Origin of the sequence: Kocuria sp. LUK, assembly GCF_021012935.1 — a bacterium.
Classification (GTDB): domain Bacteria; phylum Actinomycetota; class Actinomycetes; order Actinomycetales; family Micrococcaceae; genus Kocuria; species Kocuria flava.
The window spans coordinates 249,763-273,632 of record NZ_JAJMZI010000002.1 but is presented as its reverse complement, the minus strand read 5'-3'; the positions used below and the strand labels follow the sequence as shown (position 1 = coordinate 273,632).

20 protein-coding genes are annotated in these 23,870 nt (G+C 74.3%); 7 read left to right on the top strand and 13 right to left on the bottom strand.

Annotation, left to right across the window (positions count from 1 at the left end):
• The first annotated feature begins 44 nt into the window (after positions 1-44).
• Positions 45-2,636, top strand: a complete 2,592-nt coding sequence (locus tag LQU92_RS04055; RefSeq protein WP_230777511.1) for an AMP-binding protein — start codon at positions 45-47, stop codon at positions 2,634-2,636.
• On the opposite strand, the gene LQU92_RS04050 is transcribed toward LQU92_RS04055, so the two are convergent.
• The 6 genes from LQU92_RS04050 to LQU92_RS04025 form a co-directional block, all read right to left on the bottom strand.
• Positions 2,608-3,747, bottom strand: a complete 1,140-nt coding sequence (locus tag LQU92_RS04050; RefSeq protein WP_230777509.1) for a hypothetical protein — start codon at positions 3,745-3,747, stop codon at positions 2,608-2,610. The genes LQU92_RS04055 and LQU92_RS04050 overlap by 29 nt on opposite strands.
• Before the next feature lie 129 nt (positions 3,748-3,876).
• Positions 3,877-4,896, bottom strand: a complete 1,020-nt coding sequence (locus LQU92_RS04045) for an ABC transporter permease subunit (protein ID WP_230777507.1) — start codon at positions 4,894-4,896, stop codon at positions 3,877-3,879.
• Positions 4,893-5,903 (bottom strand): ABC transporter ATP-binding protein, encoded by a 1,011-nt coding sequence (locus LQU92_RS04040; protein WP_230777505.1) that lies wholly within the window; start codon positions 5,901-5,903, stop codon positions 4,893-4,895. The genes LQU92_RS04045 and LQU92_RS04040 overlap by 4 nt, the downstream gene beginning before the upstream one ends.
• A 179-nt stretch (positions 5,904-6,082) precedes the next feature.
• Positions 6,083-7,240 (bottom strand): glycosyltransferase 87 family protein, encoded by a 1,158-nt coding sequence (locus tag LQU92_RS04035; RefSeq protein ID WP_230777502.1) that lies wholly within the window; start codon positions 7,238-7,240, stop codon positions 6,083-6,085.
• Complete coding sequence (locus tag LQU92_RS04030; protein ID WP_230777500.1) at positions 7,237-8,655, bottom strand: glycosyltransferase family 87 protein; 1,419 nt, start codon at positions 8,653-8,655, stop codon at positions 7,237-7,239. The genes LQU92_RS04035 and LQU92_RS04030 overlap by 4 nt, the downstream gene beginning before the upstream one ends.
• A complete protein-coding gene (locus tag LQU92_RS04025; RefSeq protein WP_230777497.1) occupies positions 8,652-10,064 on the bottom strand; it encodes a CCA tRNA nucleotidyltransferase in 1,413 nt (470 codons plus the stop codon). Before LQU92_RS04025 ends, LQU92_RS04030 begins: the two co-directional genes overlap by 4 nt.
• Positions 10,065-10,190: 126 nt before the next feature.
• On the opposite strand from LQU92_RS04025, the gene LQU92_RS04020 reads away from it, so the two are divergent.
• From LQU92_RS04020 to LQU92_RS03995, 6 genes are all read left to right on the top strand, one after another.
• Entirely contained in the window at positions 10,191-10,691 is a 501-nt protein-coding gene (locus tag LQU92_RS04020) for an NUDIX domain-containing protein (RefSeq protein ID WP_230777493.1), read from the top strand.
• Positions 10,692-10,815: 124 nt separating this feature from the next.
• Positions 10,816-12,441, top strand: coding sequence for a murein biosynthesis integral membrane protein MurJ (gene murJ / locus LQU92_RS04015; RefSeq protein ID WP_257879791.1), 1,626 nt, complete (start codon positions 10,816-10,818; stop codon positions 12,439-12,441).
• A 159-nt stretch (positions 12,442-12,600) separates the two neighbouring features.
• Positions 12,601-14,025 (top strand): hypothetical protein, encoded by a 1,425-nt coding sequence (locus LQU92_RS04010; RefSeq protein WP_230777483.1) that lies wholly within the window; start codon positions 12,601-12,603, stop codon positions 14,023-14,025.
• 181 nt (positions 14,026-14,206) lie between these two features.
• On the top strand, positions 14,207-15,181 hold the full coding sequence (trxB, locus tag LQU92_RS04005) for a thioredoxin-disulfide reductase (protein ID WP_230778674.1): 975 nt from the start codon (positions 14,207-14,209) through the stop codon (positions 15,179-15,181).
• A 128-nt stretch (positions 15,182-15,309) separates the two neighbouring features.
• A complete protein-coding gene (gene trxA / locus LQU92_RS04000; RefSeq protein ID WP_230777473.1) occupies positions 15,310-15,645 on the top strand; it encodes a thioredoxin in 336 nt (111 codons plus the stop codon).
• A 112-nt stretch (positions 15,646-15,757) separates the two neighbouring features.
• Entirely contained in the window at positions 15,758-16,963 is a 1,206-nt protein-coding gene (locus tag LQU92_RS03995) for a peptidoglycan-binding protein (protein WP_230777470.1), read from the top strand.
• Positions 16,964-17,057: 94 nt separating this feature from the next.
• Here the strand turns inward: LQU92_RS03995 and LQU92_RS03990 are convergent, their stop codons facing one another.
• The 7 genes from LQU92_RS03990 to rnpA all read right to left on the bottom strand — a co-directional run bounded on the left by LQU92_RS03990 (position 17,058) and on the right by rnpA (position 23,838).
• Positions 17,058-18,401: a ParB/RepB/Spo0J family partition protein gene (locus LQU92_RS03990; protein ID WP_374229645.1), complete on the bottom strand. Its 1,344-nt coding sequence runs from the start codon at positions 18,399-18,401 to the stop codon at positions 17,058-17,060.
• 1,034 nt (positions 18,402-19,435) lie between these two features.
• Positions 19,436-20,287 (bottom strand): ParA family protein, encoded by an 852-nt coding sequence (locus LQU92_RS03985; RefSeq protein WP_230777465.1) that lies wholly within the window; start codon positions 20,285-20,287, stop codon positions 19,436-19,438.
• Positions 20,288-20,668: 381 nt separating this feature from the next.
• Positions 20,669-21,340, bottom strand: coding sequence for a 16S rRNA (guanine(527)-N(7))-methyltransferase RsmG (gene rsmG, locus LQU92_RS03980; protein ID WP_230777463.1), 672 nt, complete (start codon positions 21,338-21,340; stop codon positions 20,669-20,671).
• On the bottom strand, positions 21,337-21,936 hold the full coding sequence (locus LQU92_RS03975) for a R3H domain-containing nucleic acid-binding protein (protein ID WP_230777461.1): 600 nt from the start codon (positions 21,934-21,936) through the stop codon (positions 21,337-21,339). Before LQU92_RS03975 ends, rsmG begins: the two co-directional genes overlap by 4 nt.
• Positions 21,937-22,025: 89 nt before the next feature.
• On the bottom strand, positions 22,026-23,012 hold the full coding sequence (yidC, locus tag LQU92_RS03970; RefSeq protein ID WP_230777459.1) for a membrane protein insertase YidC: 987 nt from the start codon (positions 23,010-23,012) through the stop codon (positions 22,026-22,028).
• A complete protein-coding gene (yidD, locus tag LQU92_RS03965) occupies positions 23,009-23,449 on the bottom strand; it encodes a membrane protein insertion efficiency factor YidD (RefSeq protein WP_101851253.1) in 441 nt (146 codons plus the stop codon). Before yidD ends, yidC begins: the two co-directional genes overlap by 4 nt.
• Positions 23,446-23,838: a ribonuclease P protein component gene (rnpA, locus tag LQU92_RS03960; RefSeq protein ID WP_101851254.1), complete on the bottom strand. Its 393-nt coding sequence runs from the start codon at positions 23,836-23,838 to the stop codon at positions 23,446-23,448. Before rnpA ends, yidD begins: the two co-directional genes overlap by 4 nt.
• Positions 23,839-23,870: the final 32 nt, after the last annotated feature.

Here is a 23,870-nt window from a genome sequence, read left to right as displayed (position 1 = left end):
GCGCAAGACTTTTCTTCGCTAATGGATTCCTCTACGGTGGCACGGTGACCGTCCAGCCCGAGCTCGCCCCCGTGTCCTTCGCCGCCGGCCTCGCCCGCCACGGCGACCGGCCCGCCGTGCTCACCGCCGGGAGCGTGCTGAGCTACGCGGAGCTCGCCGAGCGGGTGGAGCAGTGCGCCGCCCGGCTGGGCACCGAGCGCCGGCTCGTGCTGCTCGCCGCCGACGGGGAGCTCGACACCCTCGTGGGCTACCTCGCCGCCCTGTCGGGCGGGCACCCCGTGCTCCTGGCCCCCGGCGACAAGCCCGCCGCCCTGGCCTCGCTGACCGCCGCCTACGACCCCGACGTCGTCCTGCGCCCCGGCGGCGGGACCCCCCTGCTCGAGGAGCGCCGCCCGGGCACCCGGCACGAGCTGCATCCCGACCTCGCCCTGCTGCTGAGCACCTCGGGCTCGACCGGCTCCCCCAAGCTCGTGCGCCTGTCCCGCGAGAACCTCGTGGCCAACGCCGAGTCGATCGCGCAGTACCTCGGGATCCGCCCCGAGGACCGCGCGGCCACGACCCTGCCGCTGCACTACTGCTACGGGCTCTCGGTGGTCAACAGCCACCTCCTGCGCGGCGCCGGGCTCGTGCTCACCGGCCTGTCCGTCGTCGACCCCTGCTTCTGGGAGCTGTTCCGGGACCGGGGCGCGACCTCCTTCGCGGCCGTGCCCTACACCTTCGAGCTGCTCGAGCGCGTGGGCTTCGCCGAGATGGACCTCCCCCACCTGCGCTGCGTCACCCAGGCCGGCGGGCGGCTCGCCCCCGAGCAGGTGCGCTCCTGGGCCGCCACGGGCCGCCGGCGCGGCTGGGACCTGTTCGTGATGTACGGGGCCACCGAGGCCACCGCGCGCATGGCCTACCTCCCGCCGGACCTCGCCGAGGCACACCCCGGCTGCATCGGCGTACCGATCCCCGGCGGGTCCTTCCGCCTCGACCCGGTCCCGGACCTGCCCCACGCCGAGCTCGTCTACAGCGGGCCCAACGTCATGCTCGGCTACGCCCAGGACCCCGCGGACCTCGCCCTGGGCCGGGAGGTCGAGGAGCTGCGCACCGGCGACCTCGCCCGCCGCACCCCCGAGGGCCTCTACGAGGTCGTGGGCCGGCGCAGCCGCTTCGTGAAGCTCGCCGGGCTGCGGGTGGACCTGGGCCAGGTCGAACGGATCCTCGCCGGCCTCGGCGTCACCGCCGCCGCCGCGGGCGACGACGAGCGCCTCGTCGTCGCCGCCGCCGGGGAGCCCGACCCCGGGCTGCTGGCCAAGGTGCTCGCCGACGAGGTCGGCCTGCCCCGCGGCGCCGTGGTCGTCGAGGCCGTCGACGAGCTGCCCCGCCTGGGCAACGGCAAGGTCGACTACCCGGCCGTCCTCGCGCTCGCCCCCGCCGCACCGCCCGCGGCCTCCGCCCCCGCGGGCACGGAGGGCCCCGGGGACGTCCGGCGCATCCTCGCCGAGGTCCTCGACCGGTCCGACGTCGGCGAGGACGACACCTTCGTCTCCCTCGGCGGGGACTCGCTGTCCTACGTGGCCGCCTCGGTGCGGCTCGAGCGGGCGCTCGGGCACCTGCCGCCCGACTGGCACGTGACCCCCGTGCGGGACCTCGCCCCGCGCCCGCGCGCCCGCCGCGGGCGCGCCGTCGCCCGGCTGGAGACCGGCATCGTGCTGCGCGCCGCGGCGATCGTGTGCGTGGTCGCCACCCACGTCGAGCTGTTCACCTTCCAGACCGCCCACCTGCTGTTCGTGCTCGCCGGCCTGAACTTCGCCCGGTTCCAGCTCGGCGGCGAGCGCCGCCCGAGGCTGCGCCGCCAGCTGCGCAGCCTCGGGCGGATCGTGGTGCCCTCCGTGGCGCTGATCCTCGTGGCCCACCTGCTCACCGACGACTACACGTGGGCCAACGTGGCGCTGCTCAACGGGATGGTCGGACCCCAGCACCTCACGTCCCAGTGGCACTTCTGGTTCGTGGAGATGCTCGTCTACGTGCTCGTCGCCGTGATCGCCCTGATGGCCGTGCCGTGGGCCGACCGCGCGGAGCGCCGCTTCCCGCTGGGCTTCGCCCTGGCCCTGGTGGGCATCGGCCTGCTGAGCCGCTACGACCTCGTGGACCCGGGGCTGCCGAAGCCGGCGCCGGTGTTCTGGCTCTTCGCCCTCGGCTGGGCGGTGGCCCGCTGCCGCGGGACGGCGGAGCGGGTGCTCGTCTCGGTGCTCGCGCTGCTGAGCGTGCCGGGCTACTTCGGCTCGACCCTGCGGGAGGCCACGGTGGTGGCCGGGCTGCTGCTGCTCGTGTGGGTGCCGCGCCTGCCCGTGCCGGCCGGGCTGCGGCGGGTCACCGCGTGGCTGGCCGGGGCCTCCCTGCACGTGTACCTCGTGCACTGGCTGGTCTACCCGCCGCTGCTGGCCGTCCACCCCGTGGTGGCCGTGGTCGCCTCCCTCGCCGCCGGGGTGGCCTACTGGGCGCTGACCCTGCGGGTCGCCGCCGCCCTGGGCCGGTGGTGGGCCCGGCGCGCACCGGGCCGCCCGGGGGTCCCGGGCGACGGCGGGGCGGAGCACCGCGCCGCCGGGACGCCGGCCGGGGAGCTCACTGCGCCGGCTCAGGCCCCACGCTGATCTCGGCGCTGCCGCCCGTGGAGCGCACGCTCGCCCCGACGGGGAACTCGACCCGCTCCACGACCCGTTCCCCGTCCTCGCGGTAGCTCAGCTCGGCGACGGCGGGGCGGTAGGGGTCCGCGGTCCAGTGCAGCGGGTCCTCGGGGTCCTGGACGAGCACCAGCGCCGGGCGGGAGAGCAGCCGCCACGCGACGTCCTCGATCTCGGCGTCGTCCTCGATCGCGGTGCTGCCCCGGGTCGGGCTCCCGCTGGGCCGGGGCTCGAGCACGGCCCCGCCCGGGGCCCGGCGCACGGAGGCGGGGCAGCCCTCCGGGGCGAGCTCCTCCGCGGCCATGCACTCCCCGAGCCACTCGCGGATCCGCGCGTCGGTCTCCTCCCACATCCGCGGCGACGGGGACAGGCGCAGGTCCACGTCCGTGCGCCGCGGCCGGCGGAAGTCCAGCTCGACCGGCTCCAGGGGCGGGTCCACCTCGTAGTAGGAGTTCCCCGGCAGCCCCACGGCGTAGCGCCCGGGCAGGGCCTCGAAGCGCCAGGTCCCCCCGGGGCCCTCGGCGTCGGGGACCCGCTCGCGGGCGTCGATCCGCACGACGTCGCCGTTGACGGAGATCGCGTCCAGCGGCGCCGGCAGGTGCACGCCCACCACGGCGGCGTCCGGGTCCGCCAGCGCCCAGTGGTCGTTGAGGGGCCCCGTCCGGTGGACGCGGTGCACCCCGTAGACGTGCTCCTCCGCGCGGACCCCGCCGGGCTCCTCCCAGTGCACCCGCACCCGGACCTCCGCGCGGTCGCCGGAGACCTCCGTGCCCAGCAGCTCCCAGCCGTCGATCCGCCCGGCCGCGCCCCGGTAGACGCGGTTGGAGAAGACGTTGAGCGTGGGGTCGGCGCGGACCTCCTCCGTCCCGGAGAGCAGCTGCCGGGAGCGCCCCTCGACGAGGCCCTGCAGCCAGGTCCGCACGGGGTCCTCGGGCTCGCGGTCCACGAGCGCCCAGTTCACGAGCGTGGTCAGTCCGGTCACGAGCACCACGACCACGAGCAGCCAGCGCCGGAGGGTCCGGTGCAGCGCACGGGACTCCGTGGCGGTGAGGGCCTCCTGGGTCTCCCGGTCCTGCGCCACCGCACCCCCGTCCGTTCCGCCTCGGCTCCGCACCGGGCCCGCCCTCCGGCGGGCCCGCTCACATGGTAGGACCGGGCCCGGACGGGGCGGTGGACGCGCCCTGCGGCGCGTCCGCCGGGCGCGCCGGGCCTAGAGGGGCCGGCGCCTGGTGACGACGATCCCCGCGATCACGAGCAGCAGGCCCCAGCCGCCGTAGACGAGGCCCGACTCGAGGTGGTTGAGCACCGGGTCCGGGGACTGGTACATCGTGGTCAGCTGCGTGCCGGCGGCCGCCGGGGAGTACGGCTTGACGTCCTCCAGCCACTCGAAGGACAGGGCGAAGAGCACGATCTCGAGCACGAGCAGGACCACGACGAGCACCACGATCCCCCAGGTGGTGGAGCGCAGCAGGGCGCCGAGGCCCAGACCGAGCCAGGCCGTGAACACGTAGAACAGGCCCACGGCGAGGATGTTCAGCAGCACGGGCTCCTGCAGCACGTCGTAGCCCAGCCCCGGCCCGGCCAGCAGCGGCTGCACCAGCAGGTGGGCGGACGCGGCGCTGATCACCCCGAAGAGGAGGGCCACCAGGGACACGACCACGGTCTTGGCCACGAGCACGGGGGTCCGGCGGGGCACGGCGGTCATCGTGGTGCGGATCGAGCCGGTCGCGTACTCCGAGCCGATGAACAGCACGGCGAGCGCGCCCACGAGCAGCATCACGAGCTGCAGGCCGCCGTTGGCGCTGGTCATCGCCAGGTACTCCCCGAAGCCCATGTCCTCGGGCAGGGCCATGCCGGAGCCCTCGGCCATCTGCCGGTCGGCCTCGGCCGCGAACTGCTCGCGCTGCTCCTCGACGTCCTCCTCCGTGAGGCCGAGCTCGGCGGGGTCGCGGCCGTCGAGCATCGCGTCGACCTGCTCCTGGGCGGTGTCCTCGCTGAACTGCACGAAGGTCGTGGTGCTCCACGCGGAGAGCGCGGCGAAGCCCAGGGCCAGGGCCAGGGCGACGCCCAGCAGGATCCAGTGCGAGCGCAGGGAGCGGAACTTGATCCACTCCGAGCGCAGCACGCGGGAGAAGCTCAGGCGCACCGCCGGGGTGCGGTCGCCGTCCCGTCCGGGCCCGGCCGGGCCGCCGGCCTCCGGGCGGGCGGCGGTGGGGGTGCTGGTGCTCATGCTCGGTCTCCGTTCACGGCGGCGGGCTGCTCCCAGGGGGCGCGGACGGGGGTGCCGCCGGGCTCCCCGTCCGGGGCGGGCGCGCTGACCGGGGGCGGGGCGGACCCGGTGCCCGAGCGGTACTCGACCTCGTCCTGGGTCATGGCCATGTACACGTCCTCGAGGGTCTCGGTCAGGGGCGTGAGCTCGTGCAGCAGCACCCCGGCGGCCATCGCGGCCCCGGCGATCCGCCGCGGCTCCGGCCCGGTGACCACGACGCCGTCGTCGTCGATCTCCTCGACCCCGGCCCCGAGCACGTCGAGGGCGCGGCGCAGGCCCGGCCGGTCGTCGGCGCGCACCCGCGTGCGGGTGCTGCTGCCGGCGAGGATCCGGTCGATGGGGGCGTCGGCGAGGATCCGGCCCCGGCCGATCACCACGAGGTGGTCGGCGGTCTGGGCCATCTCGGACATCAGGTGGGAGGAGAGGAAGACGGTGCGGCCCTCGGCGGCGAGGAACTTCGCGAGGTGGCGGACCCACACGACGCCCTCGGGGTCGAGGCCGTTGACGGGCTCGTCGAGGATCACGGTGCGCGGGTCCCCGAGCAGCGCGGCGGCGATGCCGAGGCGCTGGCCCATGCCGAGGGAGAACCCGCCCACGCGCTTGTCCGCGGCCGAGCCCAGGCCTGTGAGGTCCACGACCTCCTGCACCCGCGAGCGCGGGATGCCGTGGGTGGCCGCCAGCGCCGCCAGGTGGGCGCGGGCGGTGCGCCGGGGGTGGACGGCCTTGGCGTCCAGCAGCACGCCGACCTCGGACAGCGGGGCCCGGTGCTGGGCGTAGGGCCTGCCGTTGACGAGCACACTGCCCCGGGTGGGGGTCTCGAGGCCGACGACGAGGCGCATCGTGGTCGACTTGCCCGCGCCGTTGGGCCCGAGGAACCCGGTGACCCGGCCGGGGCGCACGGTGAGGCTGATGTCGTCCACCGCCGTCCGGTCCCCGTAGGTCTTGGTCAGGTTCTCGATCTCGATCACCGGCGCTCCTTCCGAGCACGTGCTCCGGGCTGGTCGTGGGCGCGGGCGTGGGGTGGCCGCGGCGCTCCGCCCCCGAGCCTAGGCGAGGACGCCCCGGCGCCGGGACCGCCGGAGGGATGATCCGCGGCCGCGCAGGCCCTCCCCCGCGCGGCGGAGGGCCGCCGCGGCGCCGGCGCAGCTCACTCGTGCCGTGCGGGGGCCCCGCCCATCGCCGTGCGCCCGCGCAGGACGTCGACGGCGACCGCGACCAGGAACCAGACCACGAACAGCAGCCGGGCGGCCGTGAGCCACTCCTGGGCGTCCTGCCCGAGCAGGACCCCGCCGGGCAGGGCCCGCCCGGGCAGGACGAGGCCCGTCCACCACAGCACCTCCACGAGCTGCCACGCGGCCAGCTCGACCCACCGCCGCCGGGCCAGCAGCACGAGCGGCAGCAGCCACAGCGCGTGCACCAGCGGGTGCTGGCGGTCCGCGAGGACGACGACGGCGAGCAGCAGCAGCGAGACCTGGACCACGGACGGGTCCCACCGGGCGAGGAGCACGAGCAGCAGCACCGCGGCCAGGCCCAGCAGCAGCGCGGGCAGCGCCCACGCCCCCGTGCCGACCGCGTCCGGGCCCAGCCCGGTCCGCGCCCACGTCCGCCACAGGGAGGCCTCCCCCACCGCTGCGGAACCGTCCCCGGCGCGCAGGCGCTCCCACGCGGTGAGCAGGGTCCAGCCGTTGACGAGCAGCCACGTGGCGGCCGTGCCCGCGAGCACCACGAGGGCGTCGCGCAGGTACCGGTCCCGCAGGCCCTGCAGGAGGACGGCCCCGAGGACCACGAGCGGCAGCAGCGCGACCGAGGCCGCCAGGCCCAGCACGATCCCCGCCGGCAGCGGGCGTCCCCGCACGTGCAGCAGCAGGGCCGTGAGCATCAGGAGCACGGCCAGCAGGTCCCACGCGGAGAACCCGACCAGCACCACGACCGGGGACAGCGCCAGCACGAACGCGTCCACCTGGCGGCGCCCGGACAGCGCGGAGACGACCGCGACGACCCCGACCCACGCGAGGACCAGCAGCAGGCCCGGCAGCCCGTCCAGGACCGTCCCGTCCGTGCCCAGCAGCGCGGCGACCCGGGCCGAGAACCAGCCGAGGACCCCGGTGAGCATCCCGACCAGCGCGGGCTGCTCACCGGCCGTCCCGGCCGGGGCGGTCCCCGGCGCGCACAGCCCGGGCAGGCGCTCGGCGGCGTCCCAGCCCGGCACCCGGCAGGGCAGGCGCAGCAGGTGCGCCATGAGCACCGTCCACAGGCTCGCGCCGATCAGCAGCGCGCGGGTCCCGCCGCGCTCGCCGGTGCTCACGGGCGGCTCCCGCCGGGGGTCCACGGCGCGGGCCGCTCGTCGTGCCCGGCCGGGTCGCCGGCGCGCCCCGCCGCTGCCCGGCCGGCCGGTGCCTCGTGCGCGACCGGCCCGTCGTGGGCCGCCGGCCCGTCCTGTCCCGCCGGCTGCGCGGGAACGGCCCGCTGCCCACGGGCGTCCGGCTCCTCCGCCGCCGCAGCGGGCGCGGCGCCCGGCCGGCGCCCGTGCAGGACGTCGCGGGCCACCTGCAGCACGAGCCAGCCCAGCACCAGCGTGTGCAGCACGACGGCGGTGAAGTAGACGTCCGCGGCGGTCCCCAGCCCCTCCGCCGCCACGACCAGGTGCCCCAGCCAGGTGAAGACCGCGGCCCAGTGGAAGACCTCGACCAGCTGCCAGACCACGAACTCCCCCACCCGCGGGCGGGCGAGCACGAGCAGCGGCACGAGCCAGAGCAGGAACTGCGGGGAGTAGACCTTGTTGGTGAGCACGAACGCGGCCAGCACCAGGAAGGCCAGCTGCTCGAGGCTCGGCTCCGCCCGCGCCCGCAGGCCGAGGACCAGCACCAGCGCGCAGCCCGCGGCGAACCCGCCCAGCGCGAGGACGGTGATGCCCTCCGCCGAGAGCAGGGGAACGCCCAGCCGGGGTGCCGCGACCTCGTTGAACCAGTGCCAGACCGAGGAGAACCCGGCCCCCCGGTCGCCGCTGAAGCGCCAGAACCAGCTCCACTGCTGCGGGTCGGCCAGGGCCGCGGGCAGGTTGACCGCCGCCCACGCCCCCACCGTGCCGGCTGCGGTGCGCAGCGCGGGCCCGGCCTCCCGGCGGCGCAGCGCCAGCACGACCACCGCCCCGAGCACGAAGAAGGGGAAGAGCTTGAAGGCCGCCCCGATCCCGAGGGCGACCCCGCCGAGCACCCAGCGCGCCCGGCGGAAGGCCAGCAGCGCGAGCAGGGTGCACAGCACCGGCCACAGGTCCCAGTTGATGAACGCGGTCACCGCCACGGCCGGCGCCAGGGCCAGGAGCACCGCGGGGGCCGGCCGGGCCGCCAGCCGGGCGGTCGTGAGCACGACCCCGACCCACACGGCCGCGAGCAGCACGGCGTTGAGGTCGAAGTATATTCCTTGAGCGACATGCAGGGGTGCGCCGCCCGCGAGGCCGTGCGCCAGCACGCCGGTGGCGCTCGCGACCACGGTCTGCAGCACCGGGTACTCCAGCAGCGCGGTCGGGTCGAGGTACGGGAACCGCCCCTCGGACATGCCGCGGGAGGCATACAGGGTGGGGAAGTCGGAGTAGCACAGCCGGCGGAAGTTCTCCGGCTCCGCCCAGGACACGAGCCGGCACGGGAGCCGCACGACGTAGGCCGCCAGCGCCGTCGTCAGCGCCAGTCCGGCCAGGACCCACGGCCCGAGCCGCAGGCTCACAGGGTCTCCGCCGCCCAGGCCCGCAGCCGCCGCTCCGCCTCCTCGGCCCCCAGCTCCCCCTCGTCGAGGCGCAGCTCCAGGAGGAAGCGGTAGGCCCGGCCCACGACCGGTCCGGGCGGGACGCCCAGCACGGCCATGATCCGCTCGCCGTCGAGCTCGGGCCGCACCGCGGCGAGCTCCTCCCGCTCGGAGAGCTCCGCGATCCGCCGCTCGAGGTCGTCGTAGGCGGCGGCCAGCCGGGCGACCTTGCGCCGGTTGCGCGAGGTGACGTCGGCGCGGGTCAGCCGGTGCAGACGCTCCAGCCCGTCCCCGGCGTCGCGCACGTAGCGGCGCACCGCGGAGTCGGTCCATCCTGCCTCCCCGTAGCCGTAGAAGCGCATGTGCAGCTCCACGAGACGGGCGACCTGCTTGACGGTGTCGTTGTCGAAGCGCAGGGCCCGCATCCGCTTGGCGGTCAGCTTCGCCCCGACCACCTCGTGGTGGCGGAAGCTCACCGCCCCGGAGGGCTCGAAGCGGCGGGTCGCGGGCTTGCCGACGTCGTGCATCAGCGCGGCGAAGCGCAGCACGAAGTCGGGGGCCGGCACGGGCCCGTCCGGGCCCGTCTCGAGGGCGGCGGCCTGCTCCAGGACCGTCAGGGAGTGCTCGTAGACGTCCTTGTGCCGGTGGTGCTCGTCGACCTCCAGGCGCAGTGCGGGCACCTCCGGCAGCACGACGTCGGCCAGGCCGGTGCGGACCATGAGGTCCACCCCCGCCCGCGGCCGGGCGCCGCGGATCAGCTTCACGAGCTCCTCGCGCACCCGCTCGGCCGAGACGATCCCGATCCGCTGCGCCATCGCCGTCATCGCCTCCTCCACCTCGGGGGCGACCTCGACCTCGAGCTGGGCGGCGAAGCGCGCGGCGCGCATCATCCGCAGCGGGTCGTCGGAGAAGGAGTCCTCGGGGGTGCCGGGGGTGCGCAGCACCCCGGCGTGCAGGTCCCTGATCCCGCCGTGGGGGTCCACGAGCTCCAGGTCCGGCAGGCGCAGCGCCATGGCGTTGATCGTGAAGTCGCGGCGGTAGAGGTCGTCCTCGAGCCGGTCGCCGAAGGCCACGACCGGCTTGCGGGAGCCCGGCTCGTAGGCCTCGGCCCGGTAGGTGGTCACCTCGAGCTGGGCCCGGCCCTTGCGCAGCCCGATGGTCCCGAAGGCCCGGCCGATCTCCCACACGGCGTCGGCCCACCCCTCGACCACCTCGAGCGTCCGGTCGGGGGTCGCGTCGGTGGTGAAGTCGAGGTCCAGGGCGGTGCGGCCCAGGAACAGGTCGCGCACGGGCCCGCCCACGAGGGAGAGGTCGTGGCCGGCGTCGGCGAAGCGGCGCCCGAGCTCGAGGGCGGCGGGGTGGATCGCGGAGGGATCGATCAGCTGGGTCATGGTGGCGCCCATTCTTCCAGAGAGCTCCCGGGCCCCCGGGAGGCGGCGCCGGGGGCGGGGGCGGCGCCCGTCCGGCGCGTGCGGGCCCCGGCGGGAGCGCAGAGGATTGTGGCTAAGGTAGGAGGCATGGCTTTCCCCGTACCCAGCGCACCGAAGAAGCGGCCGACCACCCCGGCCGCCGCGCTGCCCACGGTCGAGGAAGTCTCCGCCGGCGGGATCGTGGTCGATCTCGAGCTGCCCTCCCACCCGGTCGCGATCATCGCCCGGATCAACCGGGGCGGGCGGCTCGAGTGGTGCCTGCCCAAGGGCCACCCGGAGAACGAGGAGACCAACGAGGAAGCCGCGATCCGCGAGATCGAGGAGGAGACCGGCATCGCCGGGGAGGTGCTGAGCCCGCTGGGCAGCATCGACTACTGGTTCACGGTCTCGGGCCACCGGGTGCACAAGACGGTCCACCACTTCCTGCTGCGCGCCACGGGCGGGCACCTGACCACCGACAACGACCCGGACCACGAGGCCGTGGACGTCGCGTGGGTGGACATCGACGACCTCGGCCGCAGGCTGTCCTTCCCCAACGAGAGGCGCATCGCGGACATCGCTCGTGAATACATCATCCACCAGCTCTGAGACCGGCCCCGGGGACGCCTCGGGACCGGCGGCGGGCACCGCGTCCGCGCCGGGCACGGGACCGGCCCCCGGGACGGCCCCCGCCGCGGCCCCGGTCCGCCGCTCGGGCGCGGCCTCCAGCGCCATCATGGCCTCGGGCACGCTGGTCTCCCGCGTGCTCGGCTTCGTCAAGGCCGTGCTCATCACCGTGGCCGTCGGCTCGGTCACCACGGTCGCCGACGTCTTCGAGCTGGCCAACACCCTGCCCAACCTGATCTACGTGCTGGTCGCCGGCGGCATCTTCAACGCCGTGCTGGTCCCCCAGATCATCAAGGCCTCCCGCAACGCCGAGGACCAGGGCGCCGACTACATCTCCCGGCTGCTCACCCTGGCCGTGCTCGCGCTGCTGGGCGTGGCCGCCGTCGTGGTCGTCCTCGCCGGGCCGATCATCCGGCTCATGGGCACGGACTGGGACGACGGCATGCTGGCCCTCGGGACCACCTTCGCGCTGTTCACCTTCCCGCAGCTGTTCTTCTACGGCCTCTACACCGTGGTCGGGCAGGTGCTCAACGCCAAGGGCGCGTTCGGCGCCTACATGTGGGCCCCGGTGCTCAACAACGTCGTGGCCATCGCCGGGCTGCTCGTGTTCGTCCAGCAGTTCGGCGCCTATCAGCAGGACCCGCACACCCTCGAGAACTGGACCGCCGGCAAGACCCTGTGGCTGGCCGGGACCGCGACGCTCGGGGTGGTCCTGCAGGCCCTGATCCTCTTCCTGCCCCTGCGCCGCCTGGGCCTGGGCCTGCGCCCCCGCTTCGGCTGGCGCGGGATCGGGCTGTCCACCGCGGCGCGGCTGGGCGGCTGGACCCTGGCCACGGGGGTGATCGCCAACCTGGCGTTCCTCGTGCTCACCAAGGTCGCCGCGATCCCCACCGGCTACCGCCCCGAGCACCTCGCGATGGACCCCCCGCAGCAGATCGCGGGCGTCACCGCCCTCAACCAGGCCTCGATGCTCTACTCCCTGCCGCACGGGGTGATCGGGCTGTCGATCGCCACGGTCCTGTTCAACCGCATGGCCGCGGCCGCCACGGAGGGCGACCGGGCGGGGATGGTCTCCTCCCTGTCCTCGAGCCTGCGGATCACCGGTGTCGCGACCGTCTTCGCCGCCGTGGCGCTGGTCGTCTACGCGGGCCCGCTCGGGATGCTCTTCAGCGGCGGGGTGCCCTCGGCGGGCGCGGTCGTGGGCCAGGTGGTCGCCGTCATCGCGATCGGCGCGCCGTTCATGTCCACCTCCTTCATGCTGGGCCGGGCCTTCTACGCCCAGGAGGACGCCCGCACGCCGTTCCTCGTCCAGATCGGCGTCGCCGTGTTCACCGTGGCCTGCGCCGCGGCGATCTGGGCGTTCGTGGCCCCCGAGCACATGATCTTCGCGGTCGCGGGCTGCTACGCGGCCCAGAACGTGCTGAGCACCCTGCTCTACCACCGCGTGCTCGTGCGCCGGGTCGGCGACTACGACGTCGCCCGCGTGCTCGACTCCCACGCCCGCATCCTCGCCGCGGCGCTGCTGGCCGGCGCGGCCGGGGCGGTCGTGCTGCACCTGCTGGGCGGCTACGACCCCGCGGGCTTCGCCTGGGGCAGCCAGCTCACGGCGGTCGTGGTCCTCGCCGTGGGCGGCACCGCGATGGGCGCGGTCTACCTCGTGGCCCTGCGCCTGTGCCGCGTCGAGGAGCTCGGCAGCCTCCTGCGCCCGGTCCTGGCCCGGCTCGGGCGCTGAGCCGCCTCCTCCGCTCCCGCGCCGCGACCTGCGGCGGAGGAGGACATCTCCCACCGGCGGGACCCCGCGCCCGGTAGAGTGCTGTCCGGCCGGTGCCCGCCCGGCGCCGCCCCGCACCGCAATCCGCCCCCGCGGATTCCCGACCCCCAGGGAGCCACCGTGCCCGCACCGCTGAAGCTCGGAGCCGTCCTCGGCGGACGCTACAAGGTCGTCGCCGACGTGCTCTCCACGGCCGAGGGCGACCACGTCCTCGAGGGTCAGGACCAGATCCTGGGCCGGCGCGTGTCCATCCTCCTGCCGGCGGAGCAGCACACCGCGCTGCTCGTGGAGAACGCCCGGTCGATGGCCAACGGCAGCATCGGGGCGCCCTTCCAGATCCTCGACCTCGGCCAGGCGGAGGCGCAGACCTACCTCGTGACCTCCCACGCCCCGGCGGCGGACATGCTCGACTCCCTGCTCGTGGAGCCCCACGAGGTCGAGGACGAGTCGCTCGGCGACGACATCTTCGGCGCCCCGCGCGCCACGGGCGGCGGCGCCTACCTCTACGAGGAGCCCGAGCCCACCAGCCCGACCCCGGTGGTCCCCGACGCGCCCTCCGGCGGTCCCGGCCCCACCGCCCCCCAGCCCAAGGTCACCCGGTGGGAGGACGACGACTCCTACGACGACGCCGCCCCCGCCCCCAGCGTCCGGACCCGGCTCGGCCGGCCGGTGCGGGTGAGCGCGACCTCGACCCGCACCACCATGTTCGACCGTGCCGCCGCCGGCGGCACGGCCGCGGCCGCGGGCCGGTCCGTGGGCACCGAGGTGGACCCCGGCTACGACGGCGACAACCGCTACGACAGCTGGTACGACGAGCACCAGGAGACCCCGTACGCCGAGCCGGAGGCCCCGCAGCCCCCGAGCTCCCCCGCACCGCGCGAGCGCCGGGGCGGGCGCGGTCTCGTGTGGGTGCTCCTGCTGCTGCTGGCCCTGCTGGTCGGGGCCGTGGTGCTCAGCTTCGACCGGCTGGGCGGGCTCTTCGGCGGGGCGGACCCCGGCACGAGCACCCAGGCCCCCGCGCCCGCCGAGGACGACGACGACGGGCAGCCCTCGGCGCAGCCCAGCGCGGCCGAGGAGGACGGGCCCGAGCCGCAGGCGGCGTCCGTGCAGCGGATCGTGCCCACGAACCCCGGCTTCATGGCCGACCAGGACGCCCAGCTGGGCCAGACGGTCGACGGCAACCCCGCGACCTACTGGATCAGCTACGGCTTCTCCGACCAGAACTTCGGCAACCAGGCGCCCAGCGTGGGCCTCGTCGTCGAGCTCGAGGAGGCCGCCCCCGTCGAGGAGGTGCTGATCAGCCAGTCCGCGGGCTCCGGCGGGCTCTTCGACGTCTACGTCAACGACTCCCCCACCCTGGAGGGCGCGCAGCAGGTCGGGTCCGGCTCCTTCACCGGCCCGGACATCACGGTCTCCCTCTCCCCCGCCGCCCAGGAGGAGGACCACCGCTACGTGATCGTCAACTGGACCCAGCTGCCGCAGCTGACCAACCCCATCGCGGGCTTCCAGTACGGCCTGCGGATCGGCGAGATCGCCCTGCAGTGAGCCCCGCGCCCCGCGCCCGCGCGGGGGCGGCACCGGAATATCCGCCGCGCACGGCCCGTTGTCCCAGTGGTCCCCGCGGCCGGGCGTGCCCGGCCGCCCCCGTTCACGGAAGGTCAGCATCACAGTGAGCCCCGACTTCGGTCCCGTCATCAACGCCCTGGACCTCGCCGCGCAGCGCGAGGTGCCGACGGCCGCCGCCGAGGACGAGACCGTCCACGAGGTCGTCGTCGTCGGTTCCGGCCCGGCCGGCTACACCGCCGCGATCTACACCGCGCGCGCGAACCTGAAGCCGGTCGTCTTCGCCGGCTCGGTCACCGCCGGCGGCGAGCTGATGAACACGACCGAGGTCGAGAACTACCCCGGGTTCGTGGAGGGCATCATGGGCCCCGAGCTGATGGCCAACATGCAGCAGCAGGCCGAGCGCTTCGGTGCCGACATCCGCTACGAGGACGTCGTCGCCGCCGACCTCGAGGGCGAGATCAAGACCCTGACCCTCGAGGACGGCTCCGTGCACCGCGCCCGCGCCGTCATCGTCGCCACGGGCTCCGCCTACCGGGAGCTGGGGCTGCCCGACGAGAAGCGCCTCTCCGGCCACGGCGTGAGCTGGTGCGCGACCTGCGACGGCTTCTTCTTCAAGGAGCAGCACATCGCCGTGGTCGGCGGCGGCGACTCGGCGATCGAGGAGGCGACCTTCCTCACCAAGTTCGCCTCGAAGGTCACGATCATCCACCGCCGCGACGCCTTCCGCGCCTCCGAGATCATGCAGCAGCGGGCCTTCGACGACCCGAAGATCGAGATCCTGTGGAACAGCGAGGTCGTGGGCATCAACGGCGCCGACAAGGTCGAGTCCCTCGTGCTGCGCGACACCGTCACCAAGGAGACCTCCGAGCTGGCCGTCACCGGACTGTTCGTCGCCATCGGCTCCGACCCCCGCACCGACCTGGTCAAGGACCAGCTGGAGCTGACCGCGGACGGCACCATCGCCGTCGACGGCCGCAGCTCCACCACGAGCCTCGCCGGCGTCTTCGCCGCGGGCGACGTCGTCGACCCGACCTACCGCCAGGCCATCACGGCGGCGGGCTCCGGCTGCGTGGCCGCCGTCGACGTCGAGCACTACCTCGCGGCCCTGGACAGCCGCTCGGTCCTGCACAGCTGAGCCCCCGGCACCGTGCGGGCCCCTGGGCCCGCACGGTGCCCCACAATGGAACCGGGTCCGTCCCGGGACGGACCACCCACCGTGGGCGCCGGCGCACCAGCGCCCCGGCGTCCGGAGAAGGAGAGACCATGAGCGCCGCCAAGAACGTCACCGACGCCGACTTCCGCACCGAGGTTCTGGAGTCCGACAAGCCCGTCATCGTGGACTTCTGGGCCGAGTGGTGCGGGCCCTGCCGCATGGTCGGGCCCGTGCTCGACGCCATCGCGGCCGAGCACGCGGACGCCGTCGAGGTCGTCAAGCTCAACGTCGACGAGAACCCCGCCGTCGCCTCGCAGTACGGGATCACCTCCATCCCGGCGATCTACCTCTTCTCCGGCGGCGAGGTGGTCAAGAAGGCCATCGGCGCCAAGCCCAAGAGTGCCCTCGAGAAGGAGTTCGCCGAGTACCTCGCCCCCGCGAGCTGACGGTCCCGCCGTTCGGCCCACCCCGGGCTCGTCCGTCCCCTCCGTCCCGGAGCGGACGGACGAGCCCTTCCTGCACCACCCCTCCCCCCGACCGACGACCCGTGGGACCGCCATGACACCCGATCCGACCGAACCGATGCTGCGCCGCACCACCAGGAGCCGGCGCGTGGTGAGCCTGCGGGAGCGCCTGCTCCGCGCCGGCGTCACCGTCGCCTACCTCGCCCCGCAGGACGTCAACGACCCCTCCGTCTTCGACGACCACGTCGACGCCGCCGTGCGCGCCTTCCAGCAGGAGCGCGGGCTGATCGTCGACGGCGCCGTGGGCCCGGAGACCGACCGCGCCCTCAACGAGGCGCAGTACTCCCTGGGCGACCGGACCCTTGAGCTCGACGGTCAGGAGCCCCTGCGGGGCGACGACGTCGCCCGCCTGCAGCACAACCTCTCCCGGTTGGGTTTCTACTACGGACATCTCGACGGCGTGTTCGGCAGCGGGACCCACCACGCGGCCGTGGAGCTCCAGCAGAGCCTGGGCCTGGCTCCCACCGGCGTGGTCGACCGGGACACGATCGCGGCCCTGGCCCGGATCAACAAGAACATCACCTCCTCCAAGGCCTTCTCGCTGCGCGACTACCACCGGCTCGAGCGGGCGTCCTCCGCCCTGCGCGGCCGCTGCGTGGTCCTGGTGCCCTCCCCCGCCGCCGGGCAGCAGCCACCGGCCGGGGCCCCCGCCGACTTCCCCGCCAGGGCCGGGGAGGTCACGACCGACGTCGCGGCCCGGGCGGCCTCGCTGCTGGCGGAGATCGGGGCGGACCCCGTGCTCGTGACCGCCGACGGCGCCGCGCCGGTCCGCGGGGGCGGGGCGGTCCGGACCGTGCCGGACCCGGCCCCCGTCCTCGCGGAGCACCCGGAGGCCGTCGTGCTGACGCTGCACTGCGACTGGAACCGCACCGAGGCGGCGGGCGGGCTCGCCTCGTTCTACTGGGGCGACGTGGAGACCCACGAGATCTACTCCCCCATCGGGGAGCGCGCCGCGACCCTCGTGCTCAAGGAGATGGTCGCCCGCACCGGCGCCCTGGACCTGGGCACCCACCCCCGCCAGTGGTCCCTGCTGCGCGCCGCCGGGGCGCCCACGGCCTGGCTCGACCTGGGCTACCTCTCCAACCCCGCGGACCGCGCGGCCCTGGCCGGCGCCGAGCACCGGAGCCACCTGGCCGAGGCGATCGTCTTCGGGCTCCAGCGGATGTACCTGCTCGCCGAGGAGGACCACCCGACGGGCACGATGCGCCTCGACGACGTCGCGGGCTACAACGGCGGCTGAGCCCTGCCTGCCGGCCGGAGCACGACGGGCCCCGATGTTCCACGTGGAACATCGGGGCCCGTCAGTTCCCGGGCCGGCGCCGGGGCGGTGCTGGTCAGTCCTGTTCGATGCCCGGGTCCAGCACCTCGATGATGCGGTTGAGGTCCTCGACCGAGGCGAACTCGATCGTCATGCGCCCCTTCCGCGCCCCGAGGGCGATCTTGACGGCGGTGTCGAGCCGGTCGGAGAAGGCGTCCGCGATGTAGTCGAGGCGCTCCTGGTGCCGCGACGTCGAGGCCGGGGACCGCTTCGTCGAGCGCTTGCCGCCGTCCAGCAGCGCCACGGCCTCCTCGGTGGCCCGCACGGACAGTCCCTCCGCCACGATGCGCTGGGCGAGCCGCTCCATCTCGGCCGGATCCGAGAGGGCCAGCAGGGCGCGTGCGTGCCCCGAGGAGAGGACACCGGCGGCGACCCGGCGCTGGACCAGCGGGGGGAGGCGGAGCAGCCGGATGGTATTGCTGATCTGCGGGCGGGAGCGGCCGATCCTGCGGGAAAGCTCCTCCTGGGTCGCGCCGAACTCCTCCATCAGCTGCTGGTAGGCGGCGGCCTCCTCGAGCGGGTTGAGCTGGCTGCGGTGCAGGTTCTCGAGGAGCGCGTCGCGCAGCAGCGCGTCGTCGGCGGTCTCGCGCACGATGGCCGGGATGGTCTCCAGGCCGGCGCGCTGCGTGGCCCGCCACCGCCGCTCGCCCATGACCAGCTCGTACGGGGACTCCCCCGGCTCCCGGCTGCGCCGCACGACGATGGGCTGGAGGACGCCCAGCTCGCCGATCGAGTAGGCCAGCTCGGCGAGCTCCTCCTCGTCGAAGACCTGGCGCGGCTGCTTCCGGTTGGGGTGGATGTCCACGACCCGGATCTCGGCGAAGCGGGCCCCGGCCACGTCGACGAGCTCCGGCTCGTCATCCGGGCTCGTGCTGTCCGCGGTTCCGATGTCCGACGCCTGCCCGGCCGAGCCGTCCGTGTCCGTTTCACGTGAAACACCGGCGGACAGCGCGCTGTCCTGCCCTGCGGGCGCCGGGGCGGCCGACTGAGCCGGGATGTCCAGGGTCGGAGCGGATTCCGCCACAGGAGCATCCGTTTCCCGGAGGACATGGTCCGGCGCGGCGTCCGTCGGCGGCACAGTGTCCGCCGGAGCGATGTTCTCGGCCTTCTTTCCGGCCCGCTCCACGGTGTTCTTCCCCGTGCTCTCCGTCGGACCGTCGCTCTCGGCGGAGGGCGGTCCGGCCTCGACCCGGTGCGACTTCGTCGACGAACGCTCCGCGGGCGTGGACACCGCGGCGGTGTCGGGGGACGCCGCGGTGTCCTCGGCTCCTGCGGATTCCGCTGTTTCACGTGAAACGCGGGACGCGGGCGAGGAGTCCGTCTCCTGCCCGGCAGCCGAGGTGGACGGAAGGAAGAACATGTCCGAGGGCCGGCTGACCAGCGTGGTGTTGCGCAGCGCTTCGCCCATGTCCATCCGTGACTTCATCGCCTTCTGCCGTGCGGCCGGGCTGACGGTCCGCTTGCGTCCCGCTCCGGTCGAGGAGGTGGTGCGCCCGTGCTTCGGCTGCTCCTTCTGCTCCGTCCGCTCCGCAGGTCCGCCGCCGTCCGCGTCCCCGTCCGCGGGGGCCGGCGCAGCGCCCGACGCGGACGACCGGCTCTCGTCCCGGGTCTCCGCCGGTGCCACCTCAGGGACCTGTCCGCCCCGGACGGCGGGTGTGGCGGAGGAAGGGGTCGCTTCCGTGGTCGGGCCGGACGGCGCGCGGCCGTCCTCGGAGGTACCGTGATCGGGCGTCGCCGTCCCCGGTGCGTCTGCGTCCGCTGCGGGTGGGGTGCTCGGGATCAGGGCGCCCAGACCGCGCCCCAGACCCCGTCGTCGTTCTGCCACGTCGTTCCTCTCGATGCTCCGGCAATCCGGACCATCCTATCCGAGCAGCGCGCGACCGGCCGGTCGACCCGGGCCGGCGGGGGACCGGCCGTTCCGGATCTCGACCCCGGAACCCTGAGGGGGCAGGCGAGAGCGCCGTCCCGCTGCCCAGGACGTCGCGGCCCAGCGGGCGGCACGACCGAGGACGGGGAGACGCGCCGCAGCCACGGACGTCGGCGGCGCCGTGCGCACGACGGCCGCGGACGAGGAACCCTGCCGCACCCGCCACCGTCGACGAGAACGCGTGCCTTCGCACTTCAGGGTGGACCGGGTAGGACGCGGGCACTGCTCCGTTTCACGTGAAACAGCTCCGGCTCCAGGCACTGATCGATTCACGGTGGAAGAGCACCCGGACATGCCGAGGTTCTGTTTCACGTGAAACAGGACCCGGACCTACCGATGTGCTGTTTCACGTGAGACGCACCTCCCGCCGAACGGTGCCGGACATGAGTCTCCTGGCTCGCGACAGGGCGACGCCCCCGCCCTGTCGGAACAGGACGGGGGCGCCGGGAGAACGGCGGAGCGGTGGTTCAGCGCACCGGCTTCTGCGCAATCTCCGCGGCCGCCTCGAGGTAGGAGAGCGCGCCGGTCGAGCTCGGGTCGTAGCTGATGACGCTCTGCTGGTAGCTGGGGGCCTCCGAAATGCGCACCGAGCGGGGGATCATCGTCTCGAGGACCTCGTCGGGGAAGTGCGTGCGGACCTCCTCGGCGACCTGCGAGGCCAGGTTGGTCCGGCCGTCGTACATCGTGAGCAGGATCGTCGAGACCTTCAGCGCGGGGTTGAGGTGCTTCTGGATCATCTCGATGTTCTTCAGCAGCTGGCTCAGCCCCTCCAGCGCGTAGTACTCGCACTGAATGGGAATGAGGACCTCGGTCGCCGCCACGAAGGCGTTGAGCGTGAGCAGGCCGAGGCTCGGCGGGCAGTCGATGAAGACGTAGTCGAGGCGCTCCAGACCCTGCTCCTCGCGCTGCTTCGCGTACGTCTCGAGCGCCTGCCGCAGCCGGTGCTCGCGGGCGACCATGGAGACGAGCTCGATCTCGGCGCCGGCCAGGTCGATCGTCGCGGGGACGACCCACAGGTTCTCCGCCTCCGCCGAGGGCTTGACGACGTCGGCGATGGGCATCTCGTCGATGAGGACGTCGTAGGTGCTGTCCACCTCGGAACTGTGCTCCACGCCGAGCGCGGTGGAGGCATTGCCCTGCGGGTCGTTGTCGATCACCAGCACGTTCTGACCCTGCCGGGCGAGGGCCACGGCGAGGTTGACCGAGGTGCTGGTCTTGCCGACGCCGCCCTTCTGGTTGCTGATGGTGAAGACCCGCGTGCTCGCGGGCTTCTCCAGCTCGACGTTGCGCAGCCTGGCGCGGCGCCTGGTCTCTTCCACGAGCTTCCTCCCCAGCGGCGAATCCTCCGCCATCGTTGTGGTCCTCTGCGGACGCAGGGCGTCCGTTTCACGTGAAACACGCGTGCCCCGATCAGGAACAACCGTCATCGGTTGTTCGACGGGATCGGGGGGAAATCCCATGTCGATCCCCTGGCCGCTCTCCGCGCCCTCGCCGATGGTCATCGAACGTCGCACCTTCCCGGTTCGTCTCGAACACGTCGCGTCGGGGCACCCCGTCCGCGGAGGACCGGGCACCGGGGTCCGCGCCCCGCTCCCGGCGGGGCAGGCTCTGCGCGCACGCGCTCCAGCCTACCGCCGACCTCCCGCGGCTGCGGCGCACGCGATCCCGGCCGCCCGCCGGCACGGGTGAGCGGGGACCGCTCAGAGCCGCACGCGCACGACCGTGGTGGGCTCCTCGAGCAGCTCGGTGCCCGCCGTGACGACCTCGGTGGAGCGCGCGGCGTAGCGGTGCAGCTTCTTGCGCGCCTTCACCACCTCGTCGGCGGCCGTGCGGCCCTTGAGGGCGAGCAGCTCGCCCCGGCCCCGCAGCAGGGGGAGGGTGATGTCGAGCAGCCCCGTGAGCGCCGAGACGGCCCGGGCGGTCACGACGTCGACCTCGCCGACCTCGTCGCGGGCCTGCTCCGCGCGGGCCCGCACAATGCGCACGTTCGCCAGGCCCAGGTCGGCCACGACCTCCTCGAGCCACTGGACGCGGCGCTCGAGAGGCTCGACGAGGGTCATGCTCAGGTCCGGGCGGGCCAGCGCCAGGCACAGGCCGGGCAGCCCGGCGCCGGAGCCGACGTCGACGACCCGCGCCCCCTCGGGGACCAGCTCCTCGACCACCGCGCAGTTGAGCACGTGCCGGCTCCACAGCCGGGGGACCTCCCGCGGGCCGATCAGCCCGCGCACGATGCCGGAGGAGGCCAGGTGCGTCACGTAGCGCTCGGCGAGGCCGAGCCGGGGGCCGAAGAGCCGCTCGGCGGCGGCCCGCTCCCGGGCGTCGGGAACGGGCGGCTCCTGCGGGTCGGGTGCGGGGCGCTCCGCGGTCGTCATCGGGCCGGCTCGGCGGTGACGACGATGTGCCGGGACTCGCCCTCGCCCTCGGACTCGCTGATCAGGCCGTGCTCGGCGACCACGTCGTGGACGATCTTGCGCTCGTAGGCGGACAGCGGGTCGAGGTGCACCGAGGCGCCGGTCTCCCGGGCTTTCTGCACCGCCTCGAGGGCCAGCTCCCGCAGCGAGTCCGCCCGCCGGGCGCGGTGCCCGCCGACGTCGAGCACCAGCCGCGACCGGCGGCCCGTGGCCGCGAGCACCGACAGCCGCACGAGCTCCTGCAGGGCCTCGAGGACCTCGCCGTCCTCGCCCACGAGCGCGGAGAGGGCGTCGTCGTCGTCCCCCTCGGCCACCACCGACAGGTAGGTCCGTCCGTCGCGGACCTCGATGTCGATGTCGCCGTCGAGGTCGGCGGTGTCGAGCAGCTCCTCGAGGTAGTCCGCCGCGACCTCGCCCTCCTCCTCGAGCGGGTCGAGGGCGGGGCCGGGCACGGGGGCGTCCCCGGCCGGCGGCTCCTGGTCCGTCCCGGCCGGCGCGCCGCCCGCGGCGGGCGGCTGCTCGTCGGTGTCCTGGACGGTGGGCCGGTTCTCGGTCATGGTCGTCTCCTGGGGGCCGTGGGGTGCCGCGGTCGGGTCGGCGCCCGTCGCGGGAGGGATGGTGCGGGGGCCGGTCGGACCGGCCGTGCTCACCGGGACTGCTTCTTGCGCGCCTGCTGCCTCTGCCGCTTCTTGCCCACGGGCTGCTGGCGCTGGCCCGCGGCCGCACGGGCGCGCTTCTCCTCGACCTCCGCCTCGTGCTCCTCCCGGGTCTTGCCCAGCGGGGGCAGCCCCTTGGCGGCGCGGCGCTCGTTGAGCTCGCGCTCGGCCTGGGAGCCGGGGGTGGGGTTGTTGCGGATGACCCACCACTGCTGGCCCATGGACCAGAAGTTGGACACGGTCCAGTAGACCAGCACGCCGATGGGGAAGTTGATGCCGCCGATGGCGAAGACCAGGGGGAACAGGTACAGCATCATCTGCTGCTGGCGGTACATGGGGGAGGCCTTGGCGGTCTCGCTCATGTTCTTCGCCGTGAGCTGTTTCTGGGTGATGAACTGCGAGGCGGACATCGCCACGATCATCACGACCGCGAGCACGATGGTCGCGAGCCGGTCGCCGTCGCCGGGGTTGAGCAGCGTGGAGAACAGCGGGGCCCCGAAGAACGTCGCCTCGTTGAAGGACTGGACCATGTTCGGGGGGAGCACGTGGATCGACTCGCCGGCGGCCGCGGACTTGGGCACGCCGTTGAGCACCTGGAACAGGCCGAAGAAGATCGGCATCTGCACGAGGATCGGCAGGCACGCCGAGAACGGGTTGGAGCCGTGCTTCTTGTACAGCTCCATCTGCTCCTGCGCCATGGCCTGGCGGGAGAGCTGGTCCTTCTTGCCCTTGTACTTGGCCTGCAGCTTCGCCATCTCCGGCTGCAGCTCCTGCATGCCGCGCATGGACTTGATCTGCTTGAGGAACAGCGGGATGGTCAGCGTGCGCATCACGAGGGTCAGGCCCACGATGCACAGCACCCAGGTGATGCCGGCCGCGGGGTCCATGCCCACGGCGGTGAGCAGCTCGTGGAAGACCCACAGCACGGCCGAGACGACCCACCTGAAGGGGAAGAGGATCAGTTCGAACAGGTTCATGGGGAAGGCTCTCCTTGGGCCGCGGGACCGGGGTCCGCCGCGGGACGGTACTGCCGGCGGTCGGCCGGGGTGGGGTGGTTCAGCAGCATGATCTTGGGCAGGGACGCGAGGTCGGGGAACTCCCGGCCTCCCTGCGGCACCCTGTCGATCCCGCCCGCGGCCCAGGGGTGGCAGCGCAGCAGCCGGCGGACGCTCAGTCCGAGCCCGCGCGCGGCGCCGTGCACCGTGACGGCCTCCAGCGCGTACGCGGAGCAGGTGGGGAAGTAGCGGCAGACGTCGCCGTAGAGCGGCGAGACGATCCGGCGGTAGAGCTTCAGCAGCGCGATGAGCAGGTTCTGGGGGAGGAGGGCCACCGCCTGCCCGGCCGTGGCCGGGCGCACGTACTCGTCCGGCGCCGCGGCGAGGAGGTCCTCGGGCGCGTGAGCGTGCTCGCTCATGACTCGGGCTCCTCCTGTCCGGTGGGGTCCTGCTCGGCCGCGGGCACCCCGGCCCGCGAGGACGCCGTGCGCCACGCCCCGTCCCAGTCGGCCGCCAGCTCCGGCCAGGGGGCGGCCGCGGCGGGGGGAAGCGCCCGCACGACGACGTCGTAACCGTACGGCGCCCGCCTGACCGTGGACTGGGCGAGCGCGCGCAGCCGGCGCTTGACCCTGTTCCGCCGGACGGCGTTGCCCACGGCCTTGGACACGACGAAGCCCACCCGCGCCGGGTCCCCCGGGCGGGTGGCGCGCACGGAGACGACGACGTTCCGGCGCCCGCTGCGGGCGCCGGAACGCGTGGTGGCCCGGAACTGGGCCGAGGTCCTCATCCGGTGCTGCTCAGGCAGCACGGCGGTGCTCCCGCACGGCGGACGGCGCGGGC